Annotated in this window: 8 protein-coding genes; 6 read left to right on the plus strand and 2 right to left on the minus strand. The window is 55.5% G+C overall.

The genetic code is table 11. From position 1 onward, the window contains the following. Window positions 1-234: 234 nt before the first annotated feature. On the minus strand, window positions 235-1,818 hold the full coding sequence (locus tag ACRCWW_RS12885) for a phosphoethanolamine transferase (RefSeq protein WP_438682762.1): 1,584 nt from the start codon (window positions 1,816-1,818) through the stop codon (window positions 235-237). Between the two features lie 270 nt (window positions 1,819-2,088). Then, complete coding sequence (gene mntS / locus ACRCWW_RS12890; protein ID WP_330983446.1) at window positions 2,089-2,214, minus strand: manganase accumulation protein MntS; 126 nt, start codon at window positions 2,212-2,214, stop codon at window positions 2,089-2,091. Between the two features lie 185 nt (window positions 2,215-2,399). Between mntS and mntR the strand changes: the two genes are divergently transcribed. The 6 genes from mntR to ACRCWW_RS12920 all read left to right on the plus strand — a co-directional run bounded on the left by mntR (window position 2,400) and on the right by ACRCWW_RS12920 (window position 9,432). Further along, a complete protein-coding gene (gene mntR, locus ACRCWW_RS12895; RefSeq protein WP_438682763.1) occupies window positions 2,400-2,873 on the plus strand; it encodes a manganese-binding transcriptional regulator MntR in 474 nt (157 codons plus the stop codon). Next, entirely contained in the window at window positions 2,870-3,982 is a 1,113-nt protein-coding gene (locus ACRCWW_RS12900; protein WP_438682764.1) for an anion transporter, read from the plus strand. Before mntR ends, ACRCWW_RS12900 begins: the two co-directional genes overlap by 4 nt. Before the next feature lie 112 nt (window positions 3,983-4,094). Next, entirely contained in the window at window positions 4,095-5,192 is a 1,098-nt protein-coding gene (locus ACRCWW_RS12905) for an HlyD family secretion protein (protein ID WP_438682765.1), read from the plus strand. Beyond that, window positions 5,189-6,760 (plus strand): DHA2 family efflux MFS transporter permease subunit, encoded by a 1,572-nt coding sequence (locus tag ACRCWW_RS12910; RefSeq protein WP_438682766.1) that lies wholly within the window; start codon window positions 5,189-5,191, stop codon window positions 6,758-6,760. Before ACRCWW_RS12905 ends, ACRCWW_RS12910 begins: the two co-directional genes overlap by 4 nt. A 2-nt stretch (window positions 6,761-6,762) precedes the next feature. Then, a complete protein-coding gene (locus ACRCWW_RS12915; protein ID WP_438682767.1) occupies window positions 6,763-8,280 on the plus strand; it encodes an efflux transporter outer membrane subunit in 1,518 nt (505 codons plus the stop codon). Window positions 8,281-8,394: 114 nt separating this feature from the next. Further along, window positions 8,395-9,432, plus strand: coding sequence for an aldo/keto reductase (locus tag ACRCWW_RS12920; RefSeq protein ID WP_438682768.1), 1,038 nt, complete (start codon window positions 8,395-8,397; stop codon window positions 9,430-9,432). Window positions 9,433-9,604 lie beyond the last annotated feature (172 nt).

Genomic DNA, 9,604 nt, shown 5'->3' on the forward strand with positions numbered 1-9,604 from the left:
GCGGGTTCGGCCCAGGTTTGGGTATCGTCGAGCCAGGAAGAAAGCATAAAAAAGCCCCATCAGAAAATTGATGAGGCTATTGTCGTCTACCCGCCGGATCGTTCAACCGATCATTCTGCTTAACCGATCGGTGTTAGCCTGAGGGCGGATTTTTTTGTCTGTTGGGAGGTGTGGCGCTGCGCTAACCTACAAACTGCTGGCCCGCGCAAACGAAGTGCCGCCGGGCGCTTCTGATTAACGAGTCGAAGTCTCAAACACATCCGTCCCGAGATGATCGTATTCCACTTTTTGTAACTGGAAGTTAGTGACGTACACCGGGCCCGCTTTCTGATTTGAAACAAAGCGGTACGGCGTCGCAATTTCTTGTGCCTGAATCCCTGTCCACTGTGAGAAGAAGCTCAGGAAATCGTTGGCTGAACGCCGCGCCTTAATAATGCGATGCGCTTTATCGTCGCTCGAGAGCACCATAAACGGCACCTGGAAGTTCTGCTGGAACTTATCGTCGTGCGCCAGGTACTGTACCGCTTTGCCCCGTTCTTTGAAGGCCAGACCGTGGTCAGAGAAATACACCAGCGAGAAGCTGTCTCCGGCATTGCGCAACTGATCGTAGAGCTTGCTCAACAACTGATCGGTTTGCGTCATGGTATAGAGGTAACAGGATGTCTCTTTCGACTGTACAAAATCCGTGTATTTCCCCTGCGTTCTGTCGCAAGCCTGCGGATGCGATCCCATCAGATGCAGCACAATCAGCTGTGGCTGAGTGCGTTCGGTCGCCAGCACCTGCGCTGTCATTTTGAGCAGCTCTTCATCGCGGGTATTTTTATCTGCTTCAAAATCACCGTTTTTCAGGAAATGCACTTCGTCGGCACGTTTGGCGATGCTGGCAATCGCCGTATCGTATTCGCCAATTTGCCCCTGATTAGAGAACCACCAGGTCTGGAAGCCCGCGCGGTTAGCCAGCGTCACAAAGTTGTTTTGATATTGTGGTTTACCATCCACCACGTGGTTGAGGGTCAGACCCAGTGATTTTTGCGTCGAGCCGCTGGCGGAGACATAGTTGGTGAAGAGGTAGCCATTCACCTGGCTTTCAAACGGGGTGTTATCCCAATGGCCGCCGAATGCGCCCATCGCATCCCGGCGCGCGCTCTCGCCAATCACCACCACGTAAGTGTGATATTTCGGTTTGACCGCCACCACGTTCCAGGTGTCTTTTTGATTAGCAAACTGCGCCAGACGAGCCTGTTCTTCCAGCACCTGATCGTTACTTACCACCACATCATGCACAAAGCGCGCAACGGGATAGCCCACTTTACTGATGCGGAACACGCCATCCCAGGCAATCTCCTGAACCGGCCGCACGAAAATCATGCCGACGGCAAACAGCAGACACAGAATATCGATTTTGCTCCAGGCACGTTTTTCTTCTGCCTTACGGCGAATGGCGATGACGCCGAGCGCGAAAATAAACAGCGAAATAAAGTAGCTGTACCACGGGAAGATGGTCAGAATTTCCGTCGATTCCTCGGCGTTGGTGGAGTGCAGCGCCAGCAGGGTATTAAAGTTCGGCGCGCCGTAAGCCTGGCCAAACGGATAATAGAAAGCGGAAATAAGCGAAATAATCCCAAGCAGCACTTTCTGCGTGCGAGGTGCGGCACGCCATACCACATGCAGTACGCAGGTAAAGGCGATGGCATACAGGAGGCTGAAAGGATATCCCAGCGCCAGATTAATCAGCAGTGATTGTAAAAAGTAAAATCCGGTCCACGGGTTAAGCGCCAGACCACGTGCGGCCAGCGATTCTTTCAGCGTTACATTCATAGGTCACAATCAAAAAGCCGCCATGTGCGTCCCCTGGCGTCAAAGGGTAAAACCTGCTGTGCAGTGCGTGAAGAAAGGGTTCAACGAGGCGCAAGATCCGCAGGGATGCCAGAAGATAAATTTGATGAATGGGAACGTCAACTACTCATAACAAATTGTTTTGCGAGGATGATTACAAATCCAGAAAAAAGAAGGGGGTTTTTAGGCCAAACGACCAGTCTGACAGGGTTTGATGACAGCAAAATGAAGCGGCGTACCGCGACGCCGCATTTAGTGAGTGGGTTTGTCCTGCTGGGGTTTGCCGTTGAAAATGTCACACAGCATGTTAATCAGCATCAGACGGACTTTAAAAGGAGAATGGGTAAACACGTTTAAGCACCTCTTGAGTTCGTTCATCTTGACCTCCTGAACGTTCAGCCCCTTCGTTCCGTGAAGGATGTTCGTATTACATACAGATATAGCACAGGCTATATTGTATAGCTATTGCTAAAACGTTAATTTTTTGTGCCTGGCTCACGATCCTATACAATGGACGCATCTTTATCTGATGCTGTGACGCGTCACCTCGAAGAGGAAGCCCCATGAGTCATCGCCCGGGAAAACCAGGATTAAAAAAAGTGGCGCAGTTAGTGAATGTCGAAGAACACGTTGAAGGATTTCGTCAGGTGCGGGAAGCGCATCGCCGGGAGCTTATTGATGATTACGTGGAGCTCATTTCTGATTTGATCCGCGAATCAGGGGAAGCCCGGCAGGTGGATATGGCTGCGCGATTGGGCGTTTCCCAGCCTACGGTAGCTAAAATGCTTAAACGGCTGGCTGGAGTGGGTCTTATCGAACAGATCCCCTGGCGCGGGGTGTTTTTGACTCCGGAAGGGGAAAAACTGGCACAGGAAACCCGCGAGCGTCATCAAATCGTCGAAAACTTTCTGCTGGCAATTGGTGTGAGCCAGGAAATTGCCCGCCGCGATGCAGAAGGTATGGAACACCACGTCAGCGAAGAAACGCTGGAACGCTTCCGACAGTTTACCCTTCAGGCGGGATTTCACGCTGAATGAACCTCCCTTTTCTGCGGTCGCTACTGAGTGACCGCTTCTTACACCTGCTGATGGTTATCGGCGCTATCCTCTGCTTTTTTGTTCCCTTTCACCCCAGGGCCTGGCCTGCGGCGATTGACTGGCACACGATTATTACCCTGAGTGGCTTAATGCTGCTGACCAAAGGTGTGGAGCAGAGCGGTTATTTTGACGTGCTGGGCCGCAAAATGGCGCGGCGCTTTGTGACTGAACGGCAATTAGCCCACTTTATGGTATTAGCCGCGGCGCTGCTGTCGACCTTCCTGACCAACGATGTGGCGCTGTTTATCGTCGTGCCGCTGACGCTGACGCTCAAGAAGTGGTGCGCGATCCCGGTGAACCGGCTGATTATTTTTGAGGCGCTGGCGGTCAATGCCGGATCGTTATTAACCCCGATTGGCAACCCGCAGAATATTTTGCTGTGGGGGCGTTCCGGGCTCTCTTTCCTCGACTTTAGCTGGCAGATGGCGCCGCTCGCGTTGGCGATGATGCTGACGCTTCTGGCGCTGTGCTGGCTCTGCTTCCCGGCGAAAGCGTTGCACTTTCAAAGTGGCGATCGAACCCCCGGCTGGAAGCCTAAACTGGTCTGGAGCTGCCTGGCGTTCTATCTGGTGTTCCTGCTGAGCCTGGAATTTCATCAGGAGCTGTGGGGGCTGGCGATCCTCGCCGCAGGCTTCCTGGTGCTGGAACGGCGCGTGGTGATAAGCGTCGACTGGACGCTGCTGCTGGTGTTTATGGCGATGTTTATCGACGTCCATCTGATGACGCAGTTACCGATCCTGCATCACGCGTTAAACGGCGTGGCCGGGTTATCAGACGGTGGACTGTGGCTGACAGCAATCGGCTTATCGCAGGTGATCAGTAACGTGCCGTCTACCATCCTGCTTATTAACTACGTCCCGCCTTCACTGTTGCTCGCCTGGGCGGTGAACGTCGGCGGATTCGGCCTGCTGCCCGGATCGCTCGCCAACCTGATTGCGCTGCGAATGGCGAACGACAAGCGAATCTGGTGGCGTTTCCATCTCTATTCCCTCCCTATGTTGCTGTGGGCTGCACTGGTCGGTTACGGGCTGTTGAGGGTTGTCAGATAATGCTCATTTGTCAGGATTTCCTGGTAATTTCCTGGCAAATGGTAAGCAACGACCTAAGTTTAGTTAACGGCGAAACTGTTACGCCGTTAACCAACAGGACCGTTGCGACACTATGGCTGACACCCACGACATCCCTGAAAACGAACAAAATACTGACTCCAATGCTTCCCGCAAGCGACCCGGCAAAAAGCCCTTAATCATCCTCGGCGTTGTGGTCGTGGTGATGCTGGTGGTGGCGCTCATCTGGTGGTTCCTGACCCGCAATGAAGAAACCACCGACGATGCATTCACCGACGGCAATGCGGTCACTATCGCGCCTAAAGCGTCGGGGTACGTCACGGAGTTAAAGGTGACGGATAACCAGCGAGTGAAGCAAGGCGATCTGCTGGTGGTTATCGATCCGCGAGACAACACGGCCCAGCGCGATCAGGCTAAAGCCCAGTTAGGGCTGGCTGTCGCTCAGCTTCATCAGGCTCAGGCGCAGCTGGATTTGTCGAAAGTGCAATACCCCGCGCAGCGCGATGAAGCCAGAGCAAATGTGTTGAAAGCGCAGGCTGATCTGGCCAATGCGGAAGCCGCTTACCGTCGCCAGCGCGGGGTCGATCCTCGTGCCACCACGCAACAAAATATCGACTTGGCGAATGCTCAACTGCGCAGCGCGCAGGCGGGATTAGCCAGCGCCAAAGCCCAACTGGAAGTGGCCGATCAGGTTCAGCTGCAAATTCGTCAACAGCAAACCAATGTTGAAGCGCGTGAGCGCCAGGTCGATCAGGCCAGAGCACAGCTTGAAACCGCAGAGCTGAATCTTTCTTACACCGAAGTGCGAGCCCCGTTTGACGGCTTCGTCACTAAGCGTAACGTGCAAAACGGCACGCTGGTACAGGCCGGTACCGCGCTGTTTTCGCTGGTTTCAGCGGACGTCTGGGTGACTGCCAACTTTAAAGAGTCTCAGTTAGAACGCATGAAGCCCGGCAACAAGGTGACGGTATCGGTCGATGCCTGGCCGGACATGGAGCTGGAAGGGCATGTCGACAGCATCCAGCAGGGCAGTGGCTCTAAGTTCTCTGCGTTCCCGGCGGAAAATGCGACCGGCAACTTCGTGAAAATCGTACAGCGCGTACCGGTAAAAATCGTTATCGATAAAGGGCTGGATGCGAATCATCCTCTTCCGCTCGGCTTGTCCGTTGAACCGAAGGTCACGGTTGAATGACTGAGTCCAGCCATGAAAACTGGCAGCCTGCCAGTAATCCGTGGGCGGTGGCGATTGTCGTCACGCTGGCGGTGTTTATGGAAATTCTCGACACCACCATCGTCAACGTGGCGCTGCCGCACGTCGCCGGGTCGCTCTCAGCCAGCTATGACGAATCCACCTGGGTGTTGACCAGTTACCTGGTGGCAAACGGTATCGTACTTCCCATCTCAGCCTTCTTAAGCCGCCTGCTGGGGCGTAAACAGTTCTTCATCATCTGCATCGTGATGTTCACCATCTGCTCGTTTCTGTGTGGGATAGCCACCGAGCTGTGGCAAATCATTCTGTTTCGCGTCATGCAGGGCTTTTTCGGCGGCGGGTTACAGCCCACTCAGCAGTCCGTTTTGCTCGATTACTTTAAGCCGGAAGATCGTGGCAAAGCGTTTGGGCTGTCGTCGATTGCGATTATCGTCGCGCCCGTGATGGGGCCGACGCTTGGCGGCTGGATCACCGACAGTTACTCCTGGCGCTGGGTGTTCTTTATCAACATTCCGGTCGGCATTCTGACCGTGCTGGCGGTGTATCAACTGCTGGAAGACCCCCCGTGGGAGAAAAAGGCCGAAGGGAAAGCGAGCATCGACTGGACGGGGATCGGGCTTATCGCGCTCGGCCTTGGCTGTTTGCAGGTGATGTTAGATCGCGGCGAAGACGATGACTGGTTCCACTCCAGTTTCATCATCACGTTTGCGGTACTCACGCTCATTGGCATCGTCGGTGCGATTTACTGGCTTCTCTACGCCCGTAAACCGGTGGTGGATTTACGCTGTATGGCGGATAAAAACTTTGCCGTGTCCTGTCTGCTGATGGCGGGGATGGCGATGATTTTGTACGGCAGTTCTGTGGTTATCCCGCAGCTCGCTCAGCAGGATTTGGGCTACACTGCCACCTGGTCGGGGCTGGTGATGTCGCCCGGCGCGGTGCTGATTGTGCTGACGATCCCACTGGTGCTGAAACTCATGCCGATTGTGCAGACCCGCTGGATAATCGCCTTCGGCTTTACGCTGCTGGCGGTCTCCTTTTACTGGTCGCGAAACTTAACGCCCGCCATCGATTTTGAAACGCTGGTGCTGTTCCGCTGCGCGCAGTCACTGGGGCTGGGGTTCCTGTTTGTGCCGCTCACCACGATTGCGTTTATCTCCATTCCGCGCCAGTTGAACGCCGATGCTGCCGCGCTGTTTACCATGTTCCGTAACGTGGCGGGGTCCGTGGGTATCTCGCTGTCTACCGCGGCGCTGACCGAAAGGGCGCAAACGCACAGTGCGCACCTGGCTTACAACGCCACGCCGCTGAGTGAGCCGTTCCAGTTGACGCTAAAACAAGTAGCGCAAGCCATTCGCGATTTTACCGCCCAGGTTGGCGAGCCCCTGAGTCTCGCCAGCGGGCAGTTGTACAAAGAGATGATCGCCCAGGCGCGATTCCTCGCCTATGTCGACGTTTTCACGATCCTGAGCGTGGTCGCGCTATGCCTGATCCCGTTCTGTTTACTGCTCTCGCCCGTCAGGAGTGAAGGCAGCGCAGGAGCACACTGACCATGCAAAAAACTTCGCCTTATCTCCTGATCCTGTTGCTGACCGGCTGCGCCGTAGGGCCAGATTATCAGCCGGCGCAGCCGAAAACGCCGTCGCACTGGAACGATCCGGGGGACAAAACCGCTCAGTCGCAAACGGCAACCCAGGCGGTGAATACGCGCTGGTGGACGACCTTCAACTCCGCTGAGCTCAACAGCCTGATTGAACGGGCGATCATCGGTAATCTTTCCCTGCAGCAGACGGCGCTGCGCATCGCCGGGGCGCGTGAACAGCTTAATCAGGCCAACGGCGCTTTCTACCCGTCAGTGAACGGCTCGCTTCAGGCCACGCGCCAGCAGTTGGGCATTGAAGGAGAGCTGAAATCACACGGCGTTTACGACCAGATAGACAGCGTCAATCCGGATTTGAAAGGGGCGCTTCAGCCGCTGACGCAGCCGATAAATCTCTATCAGGGCAGTTTTGATGCTCAGTGGGAACTCGATTTATGGGGCAAAGTACGCCGTCAGACAGAAGCCGCAGCGGCGCAGCAGCAAGCGGCGATAGAACAACGTAACGACGCGCTGGTGTCGCTTGAGGCTGAAGTGGCGCGAGCGTGGCTACAGCTGCGCGGTACGCAAAGCATTATGGCGACGATGAACACCCAGATTGCCAGCGCGCAGGAAACGCTGGAGCTGACGGAAAGCCGCCAGAAGGGCGGATTGTCGCCCCAAATGGACGTGGAAAATGCCCGAGCACAATTGGGCAATCTGGAAGCACAGCTCCCGCAATATGAAGCGCAAGAGCGCCAGGCGATGAACGCGCTGGCTATCCTGCTCGGCAAACCGCCAGGTGCGCTGGATAACGAACTCAGTACGCCACAGCCGCTGCCAAATCTGCCTGATGTGGTGCAAACCGGTATTCCTTCTACGCTGGCACGCCGCCGTCCTGACGTGCGTGAAGCAGAGGCCAATCTGCATGCGGCAACGGCGCAAATTGGCGTGTCGGTGGCGGAACTGTTCCCGAGCCTGACGCTCAATGGGCAGTTTGGACTTCGCAACTCGGAAACCAACTGGCTGACCGACTGGAGCAGCCATTTCTATAGCGTCGGCCCGCAGATTTCGATTCCGATTTTCCAGGGCGGGCGGCTGGTGTCGAGCGTCAAACTGGCGCGAGCGCAGCAGGGGGCGCAGGTGCTGCAATATCGGCAGACCGTTCTGACGGCGCTCGGCGATGTGGAGAATGCTTTGGTGAGCTATCGCAGCGACCAGAAGCAGGAACAGGCATTACAGAAAACAATCGACGCGCTGCAAAGTGCGTTCAGTCTTGCCAGCAGCAGCTACAAACAAGGGCTGGCGACGTTTATCGATGTGCTCGATGCTCAGCGACAGCTGGCGCAGGCGAAGCAGCAACACGCTCAGGCGCAGGTTCAGAGCCGAATCGATTTGGTAGCGCTGTACAAAGCGCTCGGCGGCGGCTGGGAAACTTACCAGAACGTCTATCTACCGGACTACTCCGTCTTTGGTGATGCTCCGCGCGGGTGAGTTTCGGAGGATTGGGCAAGAAACAGGCAGGAACGCCCCATTCGCAGTTTCGTGAAGCTGGCTAGTCTTTATACGAGTCAACGTTCACGAAAGACATCCCCTGAGGAGGCGGTTATGCGTTACCAGAAATTAGGCAATACCGGATTGTTTGTGTCTGAATTGTGCCTTGGCACCATGACCTTTGGCGGCGAAGGCGGTATGTGGGGCAAAATTGGCCAGCTGCAACAGGCCGACGCTGAGCGTCTGGTGGGCAGCGCGCTGGATGCTGGCATCAACTTTATCGATACCGCGAATGTCTATTCCGAAGGGCGTTCGGAAGAGATAACCGGCCAGGCGCTGAAGAACCTCAAAGTACCGCGTGAAAATGTGGTGGTGGCAACCAAAGTCTTTGGCGAAACCGGCACCGCAGGCGTCAATTCACGGGGCAGCTCGCGGTATCACATCATCAACAGCGTGAAGGAAAGCCTGCGCAGGATGCAGCTCGATCATATCGATTTGTATCAGCTGCACGGTTTTGACCCGGCCACGCCGATTGAAGAAACGCTGTACGCGCTGGATAACCTCGTGCAACACGGGCATGTGCGCTATATCGGCGTCTCGAACTGGTCAGCCTGGCAAATCATGAAGGCGCTGGGGATCTCCGACAAACTCGGCCTGTCACGTTTCGCCTCTTTGCAGGCGTACTACACCATCGCCGGGCGAGATCTGGAACGCGAACTGGTGCCGATGATGCGCAGTGAAGGCGTGGGCCTGATGGTCTGGAGCCCGCTGGCAGGTGGCTTCCTTAGCGGTAAATATGGTCGCGACGGGCAGAATGAAGCGGGCGGTCGTCGTCTCGAATTTGATTTCCCTCCGGTTGATAAAGAGCGCGGTTTCGACTGCATCGATGTGATGCGCAACATCGCCGAAAGCAAAGGTGTATCAGTGGCGCAAATCGCGCTGGCGTGGCTGCTGCATCAGCCTGTGGTAAGTAGCGTGATTATCGGCGCGAAACGCCCGGATCAGCTGGCGGATAACATTGCTGCCACTGAAATTCGCCTCACTGATGAAGAGCTGAAACAACTGGATGCCGTTAGCGCGCTGCCGCGTGAATATCCAGGCTGGATGCTGGAGCGTCAGGGCGAGTATCGCCGTAATCAGTTAAAAGGGTAACTGCGTTGCCGGGCTAATTGTCGGGTGGCGCTGGCGCTGACCCGACCTTGTATTATCCCCCACGTGCAGAAAGAGCCGGCCAGTTCTTTCTGCCTGCAGTCCGGACGCCGTACCTGACCTTAGATTCTCAAATCTGTGGCGTAGATAATTCGCGCCGGACTGCACTTCTCCA

Source organism: Scandinavium sp. (assembly GCF_051650185.1).
Lineage (GTDB): Bacteria > Pseudomonadota > Gammaproteobacteria > Enterobacterales > Enterobacteriaceae > Scandinavium.

What these genes read in the sequence shown, in the direction of transcription:
- ACRCWW_RS12885 (WP_438682762.1), bottom strand. Translation starts at nt 1,818, where the DNA reads ATGAATGTAACGCTGAAAGAATCGCTGGCCGCACGTGGTCTGGCGCTT.
- mntS (WP_330983446.1), bottom strand. Translation starts at nt 2,214, where the DNA reads ATGAACGAACTCAAGAGGTGCTTAAACGTGTTTACCCATTCTCCTTTT.
- mntR (WP_438682763.1), top strand. Translation starts at nt 2,400, where the DNA reads ATGAGTCATCGCCCGGGAAAACCAGGATTAAAAAAAGTGGCGCAGTTA.
- ACRCWW_RS12900 (WP_438682764.1), top strand. Translation starts at nt 2,870, where the DNA reads ATGAACCTCCCTTTTCTGCGGTCGCTACTGAGTGACCGCTTCTTACAC.
- ACRCWW_RS12905 (WP_438682765.1), top strand. Translation starts at nt 4,095, where the DNA reads ATGGCTGACACCCACGACATCCCTGAAAACGAACAAAATACTGACTCC.
- ACRCWW_RS12910 (WP_438682766.1), top strand. Translation starts at nt 5,189, where the DNA reads ATGACTGAGTCCAGCCATGAAAACTGGCAGCCTGCCAGTAATCCGTGG.
- ACRCWW_RS12915 (WP_438682767.1), top strand. Translation starts at nt 6,763, where the DNA reads ATGCAAAAAACTTCGCCTTATCTCCTGATCCTGTTGCTGACCGGCTGC.
- ACRCWW_RS12920 (WP_438682768.1), top strand. Translation starts at nt 8,395, where the DNA reads ATGCGTTACCAGAAATTAGGCAATACCGGATTGTTTGTGTCTGAATTG.